Origin of the sequence: Streptomyces sp. NPDC006879 (genome assembly GCF_042869595.1) — a bacterium.
Lineage (GTDB): Bacteria > Actinomycetota > Actinomycetes > Streptomycetales > Streptomycetaceae > Streptomyces.
This window is the reverse complement of the sequence record NZ_JBIAGC010000012.1, coordinates 69,506-90,109: the sequence shown is the minus strand read 5'-3', so window position 1 is coordinate 90,109 and position 20,604 is coordinate 69,506. Positions and strand designations below refer to the sequence as shown.

21 protein-coding genes, 1 pseudogene and 1 riboswitch are annotated in these 20,604 nt (G+C 69.6%); of the genes and pseudogenes, 16 read left to right on the top strand and 6 right to left on the bottom strand.

Annotated elements, in window-relative coordinates:
• Positions 1–16 precede the first annotated feature (16 nt).
• From ACFYMC_RS12605 to ACFYMC_RS12595, 3 genes are all read right to left on the bottom strand, one after another.
• The gene (locus tag ACFYMC_RS12605; RefSeq protein WP_388522933.1) at positions 17–1,123 is read right to left on the bottom strand and encodes a thiamine ABC transporter substrate binding subunit; all 1,107 of its coding nucleotides are present in this window, start codon (positions 1,121–1,123) and stop codon (positions 17–19) included.
• Positions 1,124–1,217: 94 nt separating this feature from the next.
• A riboswitch (TPP riboswitch) is annotated at positions 1,218–1,328 on the bottom strand.
• A gap of 109 nt (positions 1,329–1,437) precedes the next feature.
• Positions 1,438–2,544, bottom strand: a complete 1,107-nt coding sequence (gene rlmN / locus ACFYMC_RS12600) for a 23S rRNA (adenine(2503)-C(2))-methyltransferase RlmN (protein ID WP_388522931.1) — start codon at positions 2,542–2,544, stop codon at positions 1,438–1,440.
• Between the two features lie 171 nt (positions 2,545–2,715).
• Positions 2,716–3,537, bottom strand: coding sequence for a class I SAM-dependent methyltransferase (locus tag ACFYMC_RS12595; protein ID WP_388522928.1), 822 nt, complete (start codon positions 3,535–3,537; stop codon positions 2,716–2,718).
• Positions 3,538–3,593: 56 nt separating this feature from the next.
• Between ACFYMC_RS12595 and ACFYMC_RS12590 the strand changes: the two genes are divergently transcribed.
• The 16 genes and pseudogenes from ACFYMC_RS12590 (at position 3,594) to ACFYMC_RS12515 (ending at position 17,775) form a co-directional block, all read left to right on the top strand.
• The gene (locus ACFYMC_RS12590) at positions 3,594–4,310 is read left to right on the top strand and encodes a GntR family transcriptional regulator (RefSeq protein ID WP_388522925.1); all 717 of its coding nucleotides are present in this window, start codon (positions 3,594–3,596) and stop codon (positions 4,308–4,310) included.
• 698 nt (positions 4,311–5,008) lie between these two features.
• Positions 5,009–5,311: a hypothetical protein gene (locus ACFYMC_RS12585; RefSeq protein WP_388522922.1), complete on the top strand. Its 303-nt coding sequence runs from the start codon at positions 5,009–5,011 to the stop codon at positions 5,309–5,311.
• Complete coding sequence (locus ACFYMC_RS12580; protein ID WP_388522919.1) at positions 5,308–5,592, top strand: DUF6303 family protein; 285 nt, start codon at positions 5,308–5,310, stop codon at positions 5,590–5,592. Before ACFYMC_RS12585 ends, ACFYMC_RS12580 begins: the two co-directional genes overlap by 4 nt.
• Positions 5,589–6,593 (top strand): DUF2637 domain-containing protein, encoded by a 1,005-nt coding sequence (locus ACFYMC_RS12575; RefSeq protein ID WP_388522915.1) that lies wholly within the window; start codon positions 5,589–5,591, stop codon positions 6,591–6,593. Before ACFYMC_RS12580 ends, ACFYMC_RS12575 begins: the two co-directional genes overlap by 4 nt.
• Complete coding sequence (locus ACFYMC_RS12570) at positions 6,590–7,099, top strand: hypothetical protein (RefSeq protein WP_388522912.1); 510 nt, start codon at positions 6,590–6,592, stop codon at positions 7,097–7,099. The genes ACFYMC_RS12575 and ACFYMC_RS12570 overlap by 4 nt, the downstream gene beginning before the upstream one ends.
• Positions 7,096–7,481 (top strand): annotated as a pseudogene (locus tag ACFYMC_RS12565) (RRQRL motif-containing zinc-binding protein). The gene ACFYMC_RS12570 and the pseudogene ACFYMC_RS12565 overlap by 4 nt, the downstream one beginning before the upstream one ends.
• Before the next feature lie 3 nt (positions 7,482–7,484).
• Positions 7,485–9,464, top strand: coding sequence for a hypothetical protein (locus tag ACFYMC_RS12560; protein WP_388522909.1), 1,980 nt, complete (start codon positions 7,485–7,487; stop codon positions 9,462–9,464).
• A 111-nt stretch (positions 9,465–9,575) separates the two neighbouring features.
• Complete coding sequence (locus ACFYMC_RS12555; RefSeq protein ID WP_388522906.1) at positions 9,576–11,750, top strand: hypothetical protein; 2,175 nt, start codon at positions 9,576–9,578, stop codon at positions 11,748–11,750.
• 254 nt (positions 11,751–12,004) lie between these two features.
• Positions 12,005–12,199 carry a hypothetical protein gene (locus ACFYMC_RS12550; protein ID WP_388522904.1) on the top strand — a complete coding sequence of 65 codons (195 nt, stop codon included), beginning with the start codon at positions 12,005–12,007 and terminating at the stop codon, positions 12,197–12,199.
• 19 nt (positions 12,200–12,218) lie between these two features.
• A complete protein-coding gene (locus ACFYMC_RS12545; RefSeq protein ID WP_388522901.1) occupies positions 12,219–12,749 on the top strand; it encodes a hypothetical protein in 531 nt (176 codons plus the stop codon).
• Positions 12,750–12,836: 87 nt separating this feature from the next.
• Positions 12,837–13,754: a bifunctional DNA primase/polymerase gene (locus ACFYMC_RS12540; RefSeq protein WP_388522898.1), complete on the top strand. Its 918-nt coding sequence runs from the start codon at positions 12,837–12,839 to the stop codon at positions 13,752–13,754.
• On the top strand, positions 13,751–14,101 hold the full coding sequence (locus tag ACFYMC_RS12535) for a hypothetical protein (RefSeq protein WP_388522895.1): 351 nt from the start codon (positions 13,751–13,753) through the stop codon (positions 14,099–14,101). The genes ACFYMC_RS12540 and ACFYMC_RS12535 overlap by 4 nt, the downstream gene beginning before the upstream one ends.
• On the top strand, positions 14,098–15,306 hold the full coding sequence (locus tag ACFYMC_RS12530) for a DUF3631 domain-containing protein (RefSeq protein WP_388522892.1): 1,209 nt from the start codon (positions 14,098–14,100) through the stop codon (positions 15,304–15,306). Before ACFYMC_RS12535 ends, ACFYMC_RS12530 begins: the two co-directional genes overlap by 4 nt.
• Before the next feature lie 166 nt (positions 15,307–15,472).
• Positions 15,473–15,700 carry a helix-turn-helix transcriptional regulator gene (locus tag ACFYMC_RS12525; protein ID WP_388522890.1) on the top strand — a complete coding sequence of 76 codons (228 nt, stop codon included), beginning with the start codon at positions 15,473–15,475 and terminating at the stop codon, positions 15,698–15,700.
• Between the two features lie 75 nt (positions 15,701–15,775).
• Positions 15,776–17,011 carry a tyrosine-type recombinase/integrase gene (locus ACFYMC_RS12520; RefSeq protein ID WP_388522887.1) on the top strand — a complete coding sequence of 412 codons (1,236 nt, stop codon included), beginning with the start codon at positions 15,776–15,778 and terminating at the stop codon, positions 17,009–17,011.
• A 143-nt stretch (positions 17,012–17,154) separates the two neighbouring features.
• Positions 17,155–17,775, top strand: coding sequence for a DUF4145 domain-containing protein (locus ACFYMC_RS12515; RefSeq protein WP_388522885.1), 621 nt, complete (start codon positions 17,155–17,157; stop codon positions 17,773–17,775).
• 253 nt (positions 17,776–18,028) lie between these two features.
• Here the strand turns inward: ACFYMC_RS12515 and ACFYMC_RS12510 are convergent, their stop codons facing one another.
• From ACFYMC_RS12510 to pyrH, 3 genes are read right to left on the bottom strand one after another with little or no spacing between them, the layout of a single operon-like run.
• Entirely contained in the window at positions 18,029–19,120 is a 1,092-nt protein-coding gene (locus ACFYMC_RS12510; protein WP_388522882.1) for a phosphatidate cytidylyltransferase, read from the bottom strand.
• On the bottom strand, positions 19,120–19,677 hold the full coding sequence (frr, locus tag ACFYMC_RS12505; RefSeq protein ID WP_388523087.1) for a ribosome recycling factor: 558 nt from the start codon (positions 19,675–19,677) through the stop codon (positions 19,120–19,122). The genes ACFYMC_RS12510 and frr overlap by 1 nt, the downstream gene beginning before the upstream one ends.
• A 50-nt stretch (positions 19,678–19,727) precedes the next feature.
• Positions 19,728–20,516 carry a UMP kinase gene (gene pyrH, locus ACFYMC_RS12500; protein WP_388522879.1) on the bottom strand — a complete coding sequence of 263 codons (789 nt, stop codon included), beginning with the start codon at positions 20,514–20,516 and terminating at the stop codon, positions 19,728–19,730.
• Between the last annotated feature and the right edge of the window lie 88 nt (positions 20,517–20,604).

Below are 20,604 nucleotides of genomic sequence, written 5' to 3'. Positions count from 1 at the left end.
GGGGCTGGCGGCGCCGTTACTTCACGACGATCGAGGACCATGCCTTGACCCACTGCTCACGGTTCTTGGCGATGGCCTCGGGAGCTACGGTCTCCGGCTTGGCGATCACCTCGCCGTGCTGGGTGAAGACCTCCGGGAGCTTCGCGTTCCCCGTCACCGGGTTGACGAACATGTTCAGCGGCAGGTCCTCCTGGAACTGCAGGCCGATCATGAAGTCGAGAAGCGCCTTACCACCCGTCGGGTTCTTGGCCCCCTCCAGAAGGCCGGCGAACTCGACCTGGCGGAAACAGGTCCCGGTGGACACTCCGGTCGGGGCGGTCTTCGGCTGCGGGTCGGCGTACAGCACCTCGACGGGCGGGCTGGAGGCGTAGGAGACGACCAGCGGACGGTCCCCCTTTGCCTTCTTACCGCCCCCGGACCCGGAGAAGCGCTGGTTGTAGGCCTGCTCCCAGCCGTCGACGATCTCCACGCCGTTGGCCTTGAGCTTGCTCCAGTAGTCCTTCCAGCCTTCCTCGCCGTACTTGCCCACGGTGGCGAGCAGGAAGCCCAGCCCCGGGGAGGATGTCGCTGCGTTCTCCGCGACCAGCAAGTTCTTGTACTCGGGCTTGACCAGGTCATCGAGGGTCTGCGGAGGAGCGAGCTTCTTGTCTGCGAAGTACTTCTTGTCGTAGTTCACGCAGACGTCGCCGGTGTCCACGGGCGTCACCCGGTGCAGGGGGTCGAGACGGAACTCCTCCTTCACCTGATCGAGGCCCTTGGCCTCGTAAGGGGTGAAGATGCCGTTGTCGAGGGCGCGCGAGAGCAGCGTGTTGTCCACGCCGAAGAAGACATCGCCGCGCGGCGAGCCCTTGGTGAGGATCTCCTGGTTGAGGGCGGCCCCGGCGTCCCCGCTCTTCAGCTTGCGGACCGTGAAACCGGACTGCTTCTCGAACTCCTTCAACACGGCGTCCGACGGAGTGAAGGAGTCGTGGCTGACGACCGTGACCGTCTTGGAGACGGCCTTGGAGCTGGCAGAGGACCCCGTGTCCTTGGCCGTTTCCTCGGAGCCGGAGCAGGCCGCGAGCGTGCTGACGCCGAGGGCCGCGGCGAGGGCGGCGCCCGCCATCTTCTTGGTGGTGCTCACTGGTGTTTTCCTCCTGGGTGACCAGGAGAAGACGCGGCCCCACCCGGCGCTCGATCATTGAGGACCGGAGCGGTCGCCGGGCAGGGCGCAACAGCTTGAGTGGTGACCGAACTTCCTACCCGGAATGACCCGGGCGAGGTTCAGAGGGTCTGCGGCTTGACGGTGCCCGCACTCTCAGCGCTGTGGCGCTCCCCTGTCGGAATATGCAGTTGGTTCGGCCCCAGACTACCCCGGGGCCGATTTGAGCCTCCGGCCGGATCCCATCCGGCAGACGGACCGGGCTTTCGATCCCGCGGGCCTGGCCCGACTCGACCTCAGCGCTCGGCAGCGGCGAGCTGACCGCAGGCCCCGTCGATCTCCTGACCACGGGTGTCACGGACGGTCACCGGCACGCCGTGTGAGGCGATCGCCTCGACGAACGCCTTCTCGTCCTCGGGCCGAGAGGCCGTCCACTTCGAGCCAGGAGTCGGATTCAGCGGGATGAGGTTGACGTGCACCCGCCGACCCTTGAGCAGGCGTCCCAGCAGGTCACCCCGCCAGGCCTGGTCATTGATGTCGCGGATCAGGGCGTACTCGATGGACACTCGACGCCCTGACTTCTCGGCGTACTCCCACGCCGCGTCGAGGACCTCGCGCACCTTCCAACGGGTGTTGACCGGCACCAGGGTGTCGCGGAGTTCGTCGTCGGGTGCGTGCAGCGAGACGGCCAGACGGCACTTGAACCCCTCGTCGGCGAAACGTGTCATCGCCGGCACCAGGCCGACGGTGGACACGGTGATCCCCCGCTGTGACAACCCGAGGCCATCGGGCTCGGGGTCGGTCAGCCGCCGGATCGCGCCCACGACCCGGTTGTAGTTGGCCAGTGGTTCCCCCATGCCCATGAACACGATGTTCGACAGGCGCGCCGGCCCTCCGGGCACCTCGCCGTCCCGAAGCGCGCGCATGCCGTCCACGATCTGGTGCACGATCTCGGCGGTGGACAGGTTGCGGTCCAGACCGGCCTGCCCGGTGGCGCAGAACGGGCAGTTCATGCCGCAGCCGGCCTGCGAGGAGATGCACATCGTGACCCGGTCCGGGTACCGCATCAGCACGGACTCGACCAACGTGCCGTCGTGCAGCTTCCACAGCGTCTTGCGGGTGGTGTCGTCATCGCAGCTGATGTGCCGCAACACCGTCATCAGCTCAGGAAGAAGCTCGGCCCGGAGCTTCTCGCGGGACGCGGCGGGGATGTCGGTCCACTCGGCCGGGTCATGCGCGTACCGCGCGAAGTAGTGCTGCGAGAGCTGCTTGGCGCGGAAGGGCTTCTCCCCGATCGCGGCAACGGCCTCGCGGCGCTCGGCCGGCGTGAGGTCAGCAAGGTGCCGCGGCGGCTTCTTGGCTCCGCGGGGGGCGACGAAAGTGAGTTCTCCGGGCTTAGGCATGGTTCATCCAGTGTGGCAGACACGCCGAGGTGCCCTGGGTCGTCGCCCAGCTCAGCGGCGACCCGGGCGGGCCGGTGCCGGTCGTTGATGGTGGTTGTGGGTTGTCGTTGGCTGCCCCCCGACGGCCCACAGACGGCCCGGCCCCATGACCTCGTCCGCAGGTCAGGGCCGTCAGTCGCCGCTGCCGGCGGGAACCGTACCGACGGCCAAGAGGTGCGAGCTAGCGGCGAGGAGCTCCGGGTACGGCTCTGCCATACGGGCCGCGTCCATGGCTGAGGCGATCAGCTCATCCGTGGGGCCCTCGCCCGGCTGCTGTTCTGCCGCCTTCACCAGCGACCACGCGGGACCCTCGATGCCGAAGACCTGCACATCCTCCAGCCCGGAGGCGACCAGCTCTGCCACCAGCTCTTCGGCTCGGTGGAAGTACGAGAGGGTAAACCCCCGCGATCCGTCATAGACGGCCGTCTCCAGGATCTTGGAGACGGAGTTGTGAATCCGCTCGGTGTGCAGGTGGGCGTACGTGACGTGCTCGAAGAGCGACGCATAGCGATTGATCGCGGCGGCGGCCACCAATCCGCCGGGCTTGGCCACACGGGAGGCTTCCGCGAGTGCCCGTTGCCGGTCGGCCGGGTCGGGCAGGTGGTACAGCGGCCCGAGGAGCTGGACAACGTCGAATGTGTCGTCCGGCTCGGGCAGGTCGCGCGCGTCACCGACCACCGCCGGGCACACCGCCATCGCGGCTTCAACGTGACGGGGCACCGGGTCTACCAGGGCGACGTCGTAGCCGTCCTTCACCAGCCATTCAGCGTGAATCCCAGTCCCCCCGCCCACGTCGAGCACGCGCGCCGGCGCGGGGGGCAGAAAGCGTCGGAGGAGTTCCTGAGTTCTGACCAGTTCCATCCGACCGTCTGCCGAGCTGCGCAGGCGGTTGTCCTCGTTGACCGTCTCGCCATAGAACCGCATCACGGAGGGAGCCAATTCGAGATTCGACATGGTCGCAGTATCGTGTGTACCGGTGGACCAGTCCAGCGCAGGAAATAGGGGAAGCCATGGCAGTTCTGAAGTACGAAGAGATCGCAGAGTTCCTGCGCGCCCGCATCGCCGCTGGTGAGATCGCGCCCGGGGACACAATTCCGTCCGGCCGAGAGCTGGCCGAGCAGTGGGATGTGTCACGCGCAACCGCAATCAAGGCAGTCGACGTACTGCGAAACGATGGCGTGGTCGTGGCCAAGCAGGGGACCGGGTTCGTCGTCACGGAAACGCCCGTGGCACGTCCCGCCGGCGCTCGCCGTGCCGGGTCGGCGCGCATCTTGGGCGGGATGCCGTTCCTGCGCATCGGTGAGCCCGACTGGGCGGAACCCCCCGCCCGGGTCGCCGCCACCCTTGGACTCTCACCCGGGGCGAAGGCGCTTCGGCGCGTTCGCGTGCTCCAGCTCCCGGACGGAACGCCGAATAGCTGCGTTGAGGCGTGGTTCCCTCCGGAGGTCGCGGAGGTCTCACCGCGCCTGGCAGACACCGCCCCGATCGCGGAAGGGACGACGCGATACGTCCGACGTCAGACCGGGCGGGGCCCGGCAGAAGGCGTGGACGTAACCACTGTGCGCGGCGCGTCGGAGACGGAAGCGGACCGCCTGGGGGTACCGGAGGGGACGCCGGTAGCCGTGCTGCTGCACACCGCGTACGACGAGCAGGGGAAGCCGTTGGTCTGCGAGGAAGGCGTCACACCGTCCTCACTGTTCGAACAGGTCGACACCTACGCAATGTAGGCAGAAAGCGGCAAACGGAACTGCTGGACCGGTCCACCGGTTCAGCTTTTTTTTATCACCCAGAAGCGCCGCCTCACCTGCACTTTCTGTCGCATCGACACGACGAAGCGTGACCCCATCGCTTGACTGGACCGGTCCACCGGTCCAGTCTCTTGGTTGTGGCCACCGCCCGATCCGGAACTTCCGGGGAGGGCGGTGAACCACGCAGAAGGGGCCTTCTTTGGGCTGCTTCGACCTGCACGAACAGCGGGGCCCCCGCCGGACTTGCTTACACGCGGTCCGAGCGGCAGGGGAGGCGTAAAAGTCCGGCGTCTTCACGGAGTGATCGGTGTCATCGGCTAAGTCGTCGGTCTGGCCCTCGGGAGAGTCCCCGGGGGATCGGATCGGGGGGACCCCGGTGGTTGGGCTGCACCCGGTCCATGACACCCGTGAGGGAGGGAGATCCACTCAGCGAGTAGCGACTGAGGGACCGCAGTAACCGCGCGCCGACCAAGCGAAGGAGCGTAAGGCGCGCATGGAACTGCGGCACGACAGTGACGGGCTTCCCGTCACTCGTCATGCGGGCAGGGCATCGGCCGTTGCGTCGGATGGCCTGCCCGCTTGATGAGGCGCACTACCACCTGAAGCACAGCACGGCCCCGGGATGCACCCCGGGGCCGTTGTCGAGCCGCCACACCTTCACAGGGAGAGAACGACTCATGAAGTCCATCGTTGCTGGTCGCGAGCCCGTTACCGCGACCGAGTTCGTTGAGCTGGCTCTGGGGATCGACCTGGAGCTGTTCACCAGTTCGCCCACCGAGTCCGTGATGGACCGGGCGGCCCGCCTGGACGTGGCCCGCGAGGTCCTCGCGGAGCTCCGGGAGAGCGACCCGGAGACCGCGGCCTACGCGGAGAGCCTGCTGCGGGCCCTCCCGCTGAAGCAGTCCCGCACCTCCTGCCGGCGTACCCGCCGCGCTGCTGTGCGGCGCCCCGTGCACGAGCGCACGGCGGTGGCCGCATGAGTGATCACACCGCGCAACTGTCCATCCGTACCGGCAGGTGGACCCTGTACATCGCCCTCATGGGTGTTCCGGTCTCGCAGTGGCCGGAGCACGACTTCGACACCAAGGTGGTGCCGACCCCGGCGGAGCGTTCACGGGCGCTCACCGGGCTCGGTTTCGTGTTCACGGCCGGGGCCGAGTGGGAGTGGACGGAGTACCCGGAGCAGCCGGACGACGGCACCTCGCCGGTCCGGCTGCTGGCCTCGATCAAGGTGCGTTCACGGGACGGGGGCCGGTCGTGAACAGTGCTCAGATCCGTTCAGCGGAACGCGCCCTGTCGGTCGGCACATGGCTGATCGTGGGCGGGGCGATGCTGTTCTCCATCCTCACGGTCACCCCGCTGATGGAGCGCCACAGCCCCAAGGGCTGGGAGTGGACGGCCCCGATCCTGCCCCTCGTCGTGGACGCCGCCGTGGTCATCGTGGTCCGTCTGGACTCCGTTCTGGCCGCCATGGGCGGGGACGGTGGCCGGTGGCCCATCGCGCTGCGGTGGATGACCGGCGCCATGACCCTGGCCCTGAACATCGCTGACAGCGCGCTGAAGAAAGACCTGGTCGGCGTCGCGGTCCACTCGGTCGCACCGCTGCTGTTGATCGTCACGGCCGAGACCGGTCTCGCCTACCGGCGGGCCATCACCGCCGCCCGTACCGCCCGCGAAGCCCAGCAGCTCGCGAAGCGTGCGGAGCGGGAGCGGGCCGCCGAAGAGCGCCGGGAAGCCGCTGAGCGTCGGCGCCGTGAGGAGCGCGAGCACGCGGCCCAGTTGGCGCGTGAACAGCGTGAACACGAAGCGATGCTGGCCCGGGAGCAGACCGCCCGGGAAGAGGCCGCACTGCGTGAGGAGCGCGAGCGGGCCGAGGCGAAGGAGCGGGCCGAGCGGGAAGACCGTGAGCGCCGTGAGGCCGAGCGTGAACAGCGTGAGCGGGAGCGTGAACGCACCGAGCGGGAGGCGGCTCAGCGGCGGGAGCTGGAGGCACGGGAGCGGGAGGCCCGTGAACGCCGTGAGCACGAGCGTGAACAGCAGCGGGCCAAGCGTGAACGCCAGGCTCTGCTGTCCGCCGGGCCCGCCGAGGAGCGGCAGGAGGAGCCGTTGGCGCGGGCCACGGTCCGGGCCGCGTTCGACGCCGGTCTGCCGATCCGGCAGGCGGCCGAGCTGTGTGGCTGGTCGGTCGGGTGGGTGACCGCCCGCTACCAGGAACACCGCGACACCACCCCCGCCCTGGACCTTGAGGGAGCCACCGCATGATCACCCTGATCCGCACCCGAATTCTCGACGATCTGCGTACCGACCTCACCAAGCGCGAAGCCGACGCCCGGGCCGCCCGCGCCAAGGGCGAGCAGCACGAGCTGGAACGGGACCTCGCCACCGACGCGGCGATCCGGGCCGGGATCACTGTGGAGGAACTGCGGGTCGCTCTCACCCGCGCAACGCGGGATGCAGCCCGGCTCGAAGGAGAGCTGGAGGCCCTGCGGGCACAGTCGCTGCTGGACACCGAGGACCGACAGGCCCTTCGGACACTGCTGCGTGCCACCCGCAAGCAGAACCAGCGGGCCGAACGCGTCTACGCCCTCTTCCACTACGGCCGCCTGCATAGCGTCCACCCCACGGTGGAAGCCGCTGAGATCGCCGCCGAGGCCGAAGGCGCGCCGCGCTCGGGCTGGACCACCCACACCCCGGGGGCCGCGCTGCCCCCGGCCTGCGAGGTCACCTGGAGGGTCCAGCCCCTCCCCTTCGGCACCCCGACACCATGAGCACCCTGCCCACCTACCGGTGGCACCTCGCCCCCGAAGGGCTGGCTACCCGCCGTCAGCTCCGCGCTCTGGGGTTGCGGCCGGGTGGTCAGGACGTCGTCGCGGAGGTTCACCGGCCTCGCCGCCGGCGGGCCCGCTGGTGGCCTACCTCTACCGCATCGACTGCGCCCGCCCGGTCCGGCCCATGACCGCGGCCCGCCGCACGGCGCTCGCCGCGGCGATGCGGGCCCGTCGCACCTGCCCCAACTGCCTGGTGGACGTCGGGTACTGCATCCCGCGTTCGCTCGGCATCTGCGTGACCTGCCATGACACCCCTGAGGGTGCCCGGCCTGCTTTCCAGGGCCCGGCCGGACACCCGCCGTTCACTCCCGAAGGAGCGTGACCAGTGTCCACCACCGAGACGAGTACGAAAGCACCGCCCGACACCCCGCCCACGTCCGAGGCGCTGGCCTCGGTCGACGGGCCGGACGGTCAGTCGGTGCCGATCGAGATCACCCTCAACCAGCAGCCCGCCGACAGCACCGATCCCGTGCCTGCTCAAGTGGGTGCGGGGCGTTTGCGGGCGTGGCCGGTGGCCCTGTTCGGCACCGAGGCCGCCACCACCGGGGCATCAGCCGCCTACGCGGCGGCCGGCACGGCGGGCGTGCTGACGGCTGCGGGGGTTGCTGCCGGAGGCGGTCTGATCGCCGCCGGGGTGGCCGCCTACCGCTCCCGCACCACCAGCCCGAAGAGGCCCGGAGGGCGCGTACTGCGCCCCTCCGGTCCTCGCACGACGTCCAACGCCCTGTCAGGCCGGGGCCGTTCCGGCGGCCGTGGTCACCGTACGGGGGGCCGAGGGCGTTCCTCCGGGCTCGGTGCGGTCAGCTCCGGAGCCTCTTCCCCTCGCCGCGGCTCCCGCCCGTCTTCCACCTCGCCCACCGGGACAAGCCCCGTGCTGAACAGGTTGAACAAGCGCACGGGCGGTAGCGGGGCGGGCGCGGGCGGGTTCGCCGGCCGATCGCCGTCCAGTCCTGGTGCAGGGTCGGGGACTGGTGGGAAGGGCGGTCTGCTGCGGCGGCTTTCCCAGCGCCGCGACGGCGCTGGTGGGGCCGGTTCGGGCTCGCTGTCCAAGGGCCGTGGATCGGGTGGTGGCCGTGGTGGCGGGCCGGGGCGGTCGACGGTCGGTGCGTGGACGCGGCGGGCCGCCCGGTCCGGGATGCGAACCCTCGCCAAGACCATGGGTGCGGGCCGAGTAGCCCGTGACTCCGCGGCTGGTCGTGCTCTGTCGGACCGTATCCGTACCGGGCGCCGGAGCCTGGTCAAGAAGGGAAAGGCCGGGGTGCGGTACGTGCTGCGCAGTGCGGCGGCGAAGGTCGCGGCCGGTGCGGTCGGCGCCCTGGCCCTGGTCCCGGGGCTGTTGCTGCGGACCGGGGCCGCCGCGATGGGCGGTCTCCTGCGGCTGCTGCGCTTGGCACCGCGCACCGGGACCAAGTGGGGGGTCTACTTCACCCGCCGGTCCCTCCATCTGGCCAAGAAGGTCCACACCCGGCTGATGGCCAAGGCGAAGAAGCAGCTGGTGGACGAGACCCGGCCGGACGTCCTGACCGACTTCGACGAGCCCGGCCACACCCGCCCGCCCACCGACGGCCCGTTCGGTGCCGACTACTTCGGAGGAAACCTCGTGTCCGTGTTCCAGACCGAGACCGAGGCCGTGCGCGAGGCATACGCGGCCTACGACCCGCCGATGATGCTCGCCGTGGCCGCCGAGTACTGGGGCCTGCCCGAGGGCGTCACCTCGGTGGCCGAGGCGGTGCGGCAGCTCGCGGTCAACACCGCCGACAAGTACCCCGCCGACGCGAAGATGGCCGACCAGGTCGCCGCGGTCTACGCCCTGCTCCACCAGGCCGCCCAGAAGGCCGCCGAGGTCGGCCCCCTCTTCGCGAAGGTCCACGAGAACGACCTGCGCCGCTTCGAGGAGCCCCGCCCGGGTGAGCACATGTGGAACATCCTGGAGCGCCGTGCGGACGGAGGGTTCGACCAGCGTGAGCCCTCCCGGTTCGTCGCGGTCGCCCAGGACGTCGCCCACGTCTACGCCCGCTACGAGCCCGGCCACATGAACCAGGTCGCCGCCGAGTACGAGGGCATTCCGGCCGGGATCGAGAACATCGCCGCCGCGATCAGCCTGCTCCAGGTCCGCTCCAACGACCGCTACCCCGTCGACAAGGCAGTCGTCGACGCGATCACGGACGTCCACCAGATCCTCATGCAGGCCGCGTCCGCCGCCCAGGAGCTGATGCCGTCCTTCCGGCGTCTGCACGCCCCCGACATCGCCCGCCACGAAGCCCCCCGCAACGGGGAAGAGTCCGAAGCCATGTGGGACGTCTGACCACCGGACACCCCCGCCCCGCTCAACGCCTGTGGGCTGTGCACCAGGGTGCACAGCCCACAGGCGTACCCCATGCCCCTGCCCTGATCCGTGTTCGTCGAAGGAGCCTTGATGGCTGCCAAGTCCGCTGCTCCGGTCCTGGACTGGAGCTGGAACCACACCCCCGCCACATCCGCCGCCCTGGTCGCCGGAGGCGCCTACGCGCTGGCCGCGACCGGGTCCGTCACCGGCCTTCCCCCCACCCACGCCCTCATGGTCGCCGGGGCCGGGGCCGCCGCCCAGAGCGTGGCCGACCTGGTCCAGCACCGACCCGCCGGCCACATCGTCGCCCGCTGCGCGGCCTGGCTCACCGCCGGAGGCTGGACCGCGTCCGCGCTGGCCGACCACACCCCCCTCACCTGGGGCATGACCGGCTGGTGGGCCGCCGGAACCGTGGCCGGCATGACCCTGGCCCGCGGCCTGGTCCAAGCTGAGGAAACCGCCCGCACCGAACGCCACGAACGCAAGCTGCAGAAGTGGGCCAACAAGCAGGCCGGTGAATGGCACGACCGCCTGCACCGCCTCTTCCGCCTGGAAAGCCACCAGGTCGACGGCGTCCGCCCCTGGAAGGGCGACGTCGGCTACACCGTCCTGGTCACCATGCCCTCCGACACCCCCGAACTCCCCGCCGACGCCGTGCGCAAGCTTGCCGTCGACCTGCGCCTCCCCAAGGGCGGCGGCATCCAGATCCTCGACGGCGAGACCTACGGGCAGACCCTGATCCGGGTCACCGCAGTCGACGTTCTCGCCCAGCAGATCGACCTCCCCGACACCCCGCCGGACACCACCATCACGAACATCTACGACGGCATCCCGCTCGGTCTCCAGCCCGACGCGGACGAAGCCCGCATCGCCGTCGCAGACGAGTGCGCTCTGGTCGTCGGGCAGACCGGGTCCGGGAAGACCAACACCGTCAACGTGGCCAACGCCGGGGCTCTGCGCACCAACAACACCGTGGTGATGCACATCGACGTCACCGGCGCCGGTATCAGCCTGCCGTGGCTCCATTCCTGGGCCGTTGACGGGACCGCGGGGGTGCCGCTGATCGACTGGACCGCCGACACCGTCGAAGAAGCCCACATCCTGTGTGACACCGTCATCGCTGGGATCGGCGCCCGCAAGACCGGGCATCAGGACAAGCTCGCCGAGGACGACAAGCTCACCGTCACCCACGACCTGCCTGAAGTCCTCGTCGTCGTCGACGAGATCGCGGAACTCCCGCCCGCCCTGCTCCGCAAGCTGGACACCATCGTCAACACCGGCCGCGCCGTCCGCGTACGCGTGCTGATCTGCGGACTCAGGGCGACCCAGGACGTCATCACCGCCGCCATGAAGAAGCAGTCCCGGGTCCGGGTCGGGATGCGCGTCTCCGACCCCGAGGAGCTGTCCCACCTGTTCCCGACCGGCGGGGCCCGCATCAACCCCAAGTCGGCCCCGTACAAGGGCTGCGGGTTCTACTCCTCACCGAACGCCGACGACGTCGTGTCCGATCCGACCGCGTTCAAGGCGTACCGGATCACCCCGAAGCAGATCCGGGCCCTGTCCGTCACGTACGCCGAGCGCCGGCCGAAGCTCGAAGACGTCTTCCTCGACACCGAGCCGGGCGAGTACTACGCCAGCCGGTGGGGCCGCATCCTGCCCCGCCTCTACAAGCCCGCCCAACTCGCCCCCACCACCGCCCCCTACACCAGCGACGACACCCTCTACCCGCCGATCAACCCCCTCACCGGCATCCCCATCACCACCGCCACCGACCCCGACGACGACAACTCCCCCGCGCCCCGCACCGTCGCCGCGACCACGCAGGAAGCGGCCCGACCCGGACCGGCGGTCGGGAGCGATCTGCTGTCGACCATCCTCAGCGCCGCCCGCACCACCCCCGCCCATGCCCCGGCCCCGACCTCCACCAGCGGTGGCGGGGACGATGCCACGGTCATCCGGGCCGACTTCGGCCGCGTCATCCAGCAGGCCGGGACCCCCGACGACCGGCCCAACCCCGTCCCCCGTCTCTTGGCCGAGGCGCACCAGCACGTCGTCGCTGCCGGAGGACGGATGTGGAGCAGCAACCTCGCCGCCGCCCACGGCCTGGACCCGCGCGCCTTCGGCACCGAGCTGAACCGCCTGCTACGCGACGTCGGTGTCGAACGCCCGGGAGTCGGCACGGTCCGCATCGGAGACGAGTCCAAGAGCGGCTACCTCGCCGAAACTCTGGCCGAAGCCATCCAGTGCTACCGCAACACACAGTGACCCGGCCCGGTACCTGACCCACACAGCCGCCCCACACAGACCCACACACCCCGACCCACACAGCCCGTGTGCGTCACACGGGCGCGTTGGGTCCCTGACCTGCCTGTGTGGGGCGTGTGCGTCACACACAACCACCGCCGGAAGAATCGCGGAACCCCCTCCCCGGAGAGGGTTCCGGGGCCTCTCAGCGGGCCGTGTGACCCCACACCCCACACATCACTCCTGGTAACCAAAACTCACGTGAGGTCGCCCCTATGGCTCTGACCGTGTCCGCCGTCGTCCTGTTCCTGGTCATCGTCCTGATCATGCTCCGCACCGGATACCTCCGCTTCGGCGCCGCCCTCGCCGCCGCCCTGCTCGGCTTCTTCGCCGCCTCCACCGGCGTCGCCCCCGCCATCAACGAGACGCTCAACAGCATCGCCACCGCCCTCGCCCAGCTCACCGCCTGACCAACCGAGGAGCCCCCGCGTGAACACCCACACCACCTTCGCCTCCGCCCACCGGGCCCCCACTGCCCCGGCCATCGCTGACCGCGCGCCCATCGACCCGGCCGAGGCACGCGAACTGCTCTCCGACGAGCTGTACATGGCCCGCGTCTGGTCCCTCATCCGCCGCGAAGAGGAAACCCGCACCGGTCAGACCACCCCGGCCCACGACCAGGTCACGCCCCCGGTGCCCGCCGCACTCACCAACCCCAACCGACAACAGGCCCCCGCCGCCACGGGGGTGCCCGGGTGGGTGTGGCAGTACAGCGCGCTGGCCCTGTCCACCGGAGGCTTCGTCGCCCTCGCTGGATACGGCATCGGCGCCGCCGCCCCCGGCCTCGCCCACATCGACGACATCCTGGCCGCGCTCGGTCAGGCCGTCATGTCCATCGCCGTCTTGGCCGTCCTCGCGGCCCTCTTCCTCACCAGCCGCCGTGCCCGCACCACTGGCCGCACCGGGACCACGGTCAACATCCGCAAGGCCGTCATCAAGCGCAGCCACTTCCACGGCTGAACGCCACCAAACGCCGAGAGCGGCCCCCTCACGCCAATGACCGGGGCCGCCCTCGTTCCACCCAACTCAACAGTGGAGGCCACCAGCATGACCCAACCCGCCCCCATCCGACGAGAGGGCACACAACTCTCCGCCGCCCTGGCCGCCGCCGAGCGCGGCTGGCACGTCTTCCCGCTCCGCCCCGCGGACAAGCGCCCCGCCCTCCACGGCGAGGCCGTATGCCCGCTGATCGGGGACTGCGCGGGCGGTCACCGCAAGTGGGAGGACCGGGCCACCATCGACCCCGACCGCATCCGCCGCGCTTGGGCGGAGCGCCCGTTCAACATCGGCATCGCCACCGGGCCCAGCGGGCTGCTGGTCGTGGACCTGGACGTGCCCAAGCGGAACAGCAGCACGGACACGCCTTCCGGCGTGACGACCTTCACGGCGCTCTGCGAGCGCGCCGGGCAACCCGTCCCCACCACCTACCGCACCCGAACCGCGTCCGGCGGACACCACCTCTACTTCACCGCCCCGCCCGGGGTCCGGTTGGGGAACAGTGCGGGCAGGCTCGGCAAGCTCATCGACACCCGCGCCCACGGCGGCTACGTGGTCGCCGCGGGCAGTTTCACCGCCACCGGCCCCTACACCGTCACCGACCCCACACCCCCCACCCCGCTCCCCGACTGGCTGCACGCACTGCTGACCACCCGGAAGTCGTCCCGGGCCCTGACTGCTGTGGCGTCCTCGCCCCGGGCATCCCGGTACGCGGTGGCGGCGCTGCGGGCGGAGACCGCGACGGTACGAAGTGCGCCGACCGGGGAGCGCGACTGCACGTTGTTGTCGGCGGCGCGAGCCCTGGGGCGGTTCATCGCGTGGGGCGACCTGGACCGGTCGGTGGTTGAGGAGGCTCTTCAGGAGGCAGGGGAGTCGGCCGGCCTGTCCGCTCGCCAGTGCACCTCGACCGTGCGCAGCGGTCTGAACTGGTCCATCGCCCGCAACAGCCCGCAGGCGAGGACGGCATGAACACCCCTCCCCGCTCCGTGCTGAAGAGCCTCATCCCGACCACCACCCACCCCGGCTCCGCCGAACCGGCCTCGGCCGCATCCGGCAGTGGTGCGCCGAAGGTCGTCGGCGGTAAGGCCGTCCCCGTTGCTGTTCTCCCTGACCCGCACACGGTCACCGTGACCGGCATCCGACCGGGCCTGACGGTGCAGGGGTTCGGTCGCAGCCAGATCCCCACGGCTGACTGGCTGTGCGCCTGCGGCCACCACGAGCACGCCCGCGGGCGCAACGCCGTGACCGAGCTGACCACCCGCGCCCGCGTCGACCATTGCCCGCACGCCGAGCAGCACCGGAGGAACGCCGCATGAACACCCCCAACCCGACTGCCGGGCCCATCGATGGTGCGGCGCTGCTGACCGAGGTGGAAGCCTTCCACCGCCGCTTCAATGTCTTCCCCCGCGAGGCCGCTTACGTGGCCGTGGCGTTGTGGGACGCGCACGCGCACCTGCTGGACGCGTTCGACTCCACCCCCCGCCTCGCCTTCCTCTCACCCGAACCCGGATCGGGGAAGTCCCGCGCGCTGGAGGTGGTGGAGACCCTGGTACCCCGGCCGATGCTCGCCGTGAACGCACGGGCCGCGGCCCTGTTCCGGTCCGTGTCCGACCCCGCCGGACGGCCCACGATCCTGTTCGACGAGATCGACACCATCTTCGGCCCCAAGGCCGGGGACAACGAGGAGCTCCGCGGCTTCCTCAACGCCGGTCACCGCCGCTCCGGGGTCACCTACCGGTGCATCGGCGACGGGGGCAACCAGACGGTGGTGGAGTTCCCCTCCTACACCGCCGTTGCCGTCGCAGGTCTGGGCTACCTGCCCGACACCATCACCACTCGCTCCGTCATCATCCGCATGCGCCGACGAGCACGGAACGAGAGCGTAGAGCCCTTCCGGGCCCGGCTCCACGAGGCCGAAGGGCAGGAGCTGCGCGAGCGGCTCGCCCAGTGGGCCGACACCGTCCGGGAGGACATCTCCGGACGCTGGCCCGCGATGCCCGACGGGGTCACGGACCGGCCGGCGGATGTGTGGGAGCCGCTGCTGTCCGTCGCGGACGCCACCGGGGGCGACTGGCCCGAACGCGCCCGCGCCGCCTGCGTGGAGCTGGTCAACGCCGCCCGCGCCGACGACAAGGGCAGCGTCGGTATCCGGCTGCTCACCGATCTGCGGGACCACGTGATGGCGGGCATCGACCGGATGCCGACCGTCGCGATCCTGGACCGACTCTGCGCCCTGGACGAAGCCCCCTGGGCCGACATGAGCGGACGCCCGCTGGACTCCCGGGGCCTGGCCAAGATGCTCGGGGAGTACATGACCGAGGACAACACCCCGGTCAAGGCCCGCAACATCAAGACCGCCGGAACAGTCCTCAAGGGCTACTACGCCACCGATCTCCACGACGCGTGGCAGCGGTACTGCCCCCCACCCCCCTCAGGGGCCGCTACCTCCGCTACCTCCGCTACCGCGCAGGTCAGCGCCCCGGAAACGGTAGCGGCAACCCTCTTCCCCTCCGCTACCTGAGCGCTACCCGCTACCGGCCCCACCCCCCACCACAGGGCGGAGCCGGTAGCGGCACCCATCCGCTACCCCAAACAAGCCCCTGACCAGGGCGGTAGCGGAGGTAGCGGAGGTAGCGGACCTGACAGGAGGGGGCGACGCCCCCGCATCCCCGCGCCCGGGAGAACCCATGGCATCCGACCCCCGCGCCGCCCTCCGGGGCGGCCTCCCCGACCGTTGCCTGACCCCCGAGGACATCGCCGCCCTGTTCTCCGTCCCGCTCGAAACCGTCTACGCCTGGCGCAAGAAGCGCACCGGCCCGCCCGGCTTCCGCATCGGCAAGCACCTCCGCTACGACCCCACCGCCGTCCACGCCTGGATCAACACGCTCACCGAAGCCGAGCACGACGCCGCCTGACCAACACCACAACCACCCACAGGGGCGCGACCACCACCGGTCGCGCCCCTGCCCCATCCCAAACAGGAGCACCGAGTGGCCGGCCACATCCAAGACCGCTGGTACAAGACCGAACCCGGACCCGACGGAAAGCAGCGCCGGGTCAAGAGCGACCGATACGGCTCCGGACTCCGCTACCGGGCCCGCTACGTCGGCCCCGATGGCACCGAGAAGTCCAAGAGCTTCCCCGACCGACAGAAGCGCCTAGCTGAGCAGTGGCTCGCCAACGTCGCCTCTGACATGTCCCGGGGCCAGTACATCGACCCTCGCGCGGCCCGAGTCACGTTCAAGGGCTACTCCGAGAGGTGGCTCAAGGCGCACAGCGCGGACCTGTCGAGCCAGATCGTCACCGAGCAGCGGCTACGCCTGCACGCCTTCCCCATCCTCGGGTCGCGCCCGCTCGACTCCTTCCGGCCGGAACACCTTCGCAACCTGGTGAGCGCCCTTGAGTCCAACCCGGGCGTGAGCGGGGCGTACGCACGCAACATCTACGGCGACGTTCGAGCCGTACTGAGTGCAGCCGTGGACGACGGTCTCCTCCCCCGTAACCCGTGCTCCGCAAAGTCCGTGCGGCCACCATCGGTCGAACGCCGCCGGGTCATCCCGTGGCTGCCCGCGCAGGTGCAGGCGGTCCGCCGGGCCCTTCCTGAGCGCTACCGGACCATGGTGGACACAGGCGCTGGCTGCGGTCTCCGACAGGGTGAAATCGTGGGACTTGCTGAGGACGCGATCGATTTCGAAGCTGGCATCCTGCGGGTAGTTCGGCAGATGAAGCTCATTCAGGGCAAGGCCGTGTTCGCCCCACCGAAGTGCGGCAAGGAGCGAGACGTCCCGCTCCCGTCCTCCGTCGCCGAAGCCCTGCGAGCGCACATGGACAACTGCAAGCCGGTTGAGGTCACCCTGCCGTGGCGGAAGCCTGACGGCCCGAAGGTGACGGCTCGTCTCCTGTTCACGAACACCGCGTCCGGAGTCGTCTGGCGGAGCAACTTCAACATCCAGGAATGGAAGCCCGCCCTCGCGCTGGCCGGCCTCATCCCGAGCGCCCGGGACGGGAAGTACGAGTCCGCCCGCGAACACGGCATGCACGCGCTTCGGCACTTCTACGCATCGGTGTTGCTGGACGCTGGCGAGAGCATCAAAGCGGTTAGCCAGTACCTTGGGCACACTGACCCCGCACTCACGCTGCGGGTGTACGCGCACCTGATGCCAGCAAGTCAGGAGCGAACTCGTAAGGCGGTCGACGCCGCCCTTGGGCAAAGAGCAGAAAACTAGTGCCCCTCTTGGCACAGCCTCTCTAACCTGCCCGTATGGGAGTAGTTAGAGCATGTGGCTGGTGCAACGACCGATGCAATATGCGGAACGTCCACACCGTTGACGTTGGCACCGTCGGGTGGGGTCAACCCCAGCCAGTCGAGATGGCCTTTCAGTGCGATGGCTGCGGTCGCCTCAGCATCGCAACAGGCCGACGCGAGTCGGGCGGATTCGACAATGGTGACGCCGCCCGTTTGTTGGTGGACGGCCCCAGCAAGTGGATTCCTCGGCAGGTCGGCAAACGTGTCTATGACGATGTCCCAGCCAGCATCGCTGGCATGGCCGTTGAGGCGCACCAGTGCCTGTCCATTGAAGCCAATAGGGCATCTGTGGCACTGGCGCGTGCGGTCGTGGAGGCCACGGCGAAGGATCGCGGGATCAAGACTGGCACTCTCGAAAAGAAGATCGACAAGCTATTCGAGCAGCAGCTCATTCGTGAGTACGTCCGCGATGCAGCCCATGAGGTCCGGTTCGGTGGCAACGAGGTGGCCCACGGCGATCTCGTTGCCGAGCCCATGGACAACGTCACGGCAGCGGAGATCCTGGGTCTGATGGACGAGATACTGGACGAAGTGTTTCAGTCCCCGGCAGGAGTCAGGCGCCGCAAGGCCCAGCGCCTTGAACGCGAACGGCGTCTCAAGAACGGCAACAACGCTGCCCCTGACGCATCACAAGAGGTGCCCACGGGTGAACTCGTGAGCGGACCTGACGAGCCGCCGTTCTGACCTCCACGGCCCAGAGACGGCCCAGGAGTACGCGAAGCGCCCCTGTCAAGCACTAAACGTGCTGGTCAAGGGCCGTTCGATGCCGGATGGCCGCCAGTTCTCCGGGCTTAGGCATGGTCCCTCCAGTCTCGCAGATCGAATCCGGTGGGCCCGCCGGACGGGCTGGGCCCCACAAAGGGCGCAGGGGTGCACGTCCTCGCGGACGTGCACCCCTGCGTCTGCCGCGCCTGTGGGTCCGCTCGGACCGCGCCGGTCAGGTCTGCCCGACGAAGACCGCGAGCAGCAGCCACACCACCGGCGCCGTGGGGAGCAGCGAGTCGAGCCGGTCCATGATGCCGCCGTGACCCGGCAGCAAGGTGCCCATGTCCTTGATGCCCAGATCCCTCTTGATCATCGACTCGCCCAGGTCACCGAGGGTGGCGCTCACCGCGACCGCCAGCCCCAGGAGCAGCCCCTGCCACCAGGAGCCACCGTCGATGAGGAACTCCATGCAGAGTGCACCGGTGCCCATCGCGAAGGCCACCGCGCCGAACAGCCCCTCACGGGTCTTTCCGGGGCTGATCCTCGGGGCCAGTTTGTGCTTCCCGAAGCGCCAGCCGACCGCGTACGCGCCGGTGTCACTGACCACGGTCAACAGCAGGAAGGTGAGCACCCGCATCGGACCGTCCTCGGCCGTCAGCAGCAGCGCCACGAAGGTGGCCAGGAAGGGCACGTAGAAGGCGGCGAAGACTCCTGCCGTGACGTCCTTGAGGTACCCGTCGGGGGGCTCGGTCATCCGCCAGACCAGGACCGCCAGCGCCGTCAGGGCCATGGCCACCCAGGCTCCCTCGGCGCCCCTCACGTAGCCGGCCACGACCATCGCCGCTCCACCGACCGCGAGCGGGACCAGCGGAGCCTTGATCTGCTTACGCTCGGCGAGGCGCGAGGTCAGCTCCCAGAGCCCCACGACCACGGCGACGGCGATGACGCCCACGAAGACGGCCTTGACGACGAACAACGAGGCGAAGATGACGGCGCCGAGCCCGACACCGACCCCTATGGCCGCGCGCAGGTCCCGGCCCGCACGCTTCTTCTGCGGCTGCTGCGGCTGCTCCGGCCCCGGCTGGTCGGGTTGGGGGGCAGCCGGGGTGGCCGGCGGTGGGGTGGGCATGGGCTCCTGCGGGATCTGGCTGCCTACGTCGGACACGGTGGGCATGGGGGGCTGCGTCCCAGTAGGATGCCGGGCCGCGTGCGCATCGTGGGCGGGACCCGCCGGAGTGCCCTCCGGGAAGGACCCCTGATCGGACGGCCGCCGGCCGCCGGCGTAACCGACGGACGGCGCGGCCCCCCAGGGAGAGTCGTTCATCAGACCTCGAGCAGCTCGGCTTCCTTGTGCTTGAGCAGCTCGTCCACCTGCGCGACGTACTTGGAGGTGGTGTCGTCGAGCTCCTTCTCCGCGCGGCGCACCTCGTCCTCGCCGGACTCCTTGTCCTTGACGAGCTTGTCGAGGGCGTCCTTGGCCTTGCGGCGGACGGAGCGGATGGAGACCTTGGCGTCCTCGCCCTTGGTCCGTGCGACCTTGATGTAGTCCTTGCGACGCTCTTCGGTCAGCTCCGGGAACACCACCCGGATGATACGGCCGTCGTTGCTCGGGTTGACGCCGAGGTCGGAGTCACGGATGGCCTGCTCGATGTTGCGCAGGGCGCTGTTGTCGAACGGGGTGACCACGGCCATGCGCGGCTCGGGAACCGCGAAGGAAGCCAGCTGGTTGATGGGCGTGATGGCGCCGTAGTAGTCGGCCACGATCTTGTTGAACATCGCCGGGTGCGCACGACCGGTGCGGATCGCGGCGAAGTCCTCTTTGGCGACCACGACGGCCTTCTCCATCTTCTCCTCGGCTTCGAGGAGGATTTCTTCGATCACCACGTGCTCCTGCATGTCTTGAGTGGATGGTTGGGGCGGGGCGGTTCGCCTCAGGCCCGGGTGCCCTGGTCGCTCACCAGCGTTCCGATCTTCTCACCCTTGACGGCCCGGGCGATATTGCCCTCGGCCAGCAGCTCGAAGACGAGGATCGGCAGCTTGTTGTCCATGCACAGGGTGATGGCGGTGGCATCGGCGACCTTGAGGCCGCGGGAGAGCACCTCGCCGTACTCCAGCGCGTCGAACTTGACCGCGTCGGGATTGGTCTTCGGGTCGGAGTCGTAGACGCCGTCGACACCGTTCTTGCCCATGAGCAAGCCCTCGGCGTCGATCTCCAACGCACGCTGGGCGGCGGTGGTGTCGGTGGAGAAGTAAGGCATGCCCATGCCGGCGCCGAAGATGACCACACGGCCCTTCTCCAGGTGCCGTACGGCGCGCAGCGGGATGTAGGGCTCCGCGACCTGCCCCATGGTGATGGCGGTCTGGACGCGGGAGTCGATGCCCTCCTTCTCCAGGAAGTCCTGGAGGGCGAGGCAGTTCATGACGGTGCCCAACATGCCCATGTAGTCGGAGCGGGCCCGGTCCATGCCGCGCTGCTGGAGCTCGGCGCCACGGAAGAAGTTGCCGCCGCCGATGACGACGGCGATCTCTGCACCATCGCGGACGACGGCCGCGATCTCCCGTGCGATCTTGTGGACGACGTCGGGGTCGACCCCCAGCCCGCCGCCCCCGGAGAAGGCCTCGCCCGACAGCTTCAGCATGAAGCGGCGGCCCTTCTTCTTGTACTCGCTCGTACCGTCGATGTCGTCGGAGTCCTGGTGGAGGTCCGCGGCCTGGTTCATGGAGATCTCCTCGTGCACATACCGAGAAGGCCATTGCCGGTGGGTCCTTGCGGTTCCCTCTGCGGCAATGGCCTCCTCGTCAGATCTG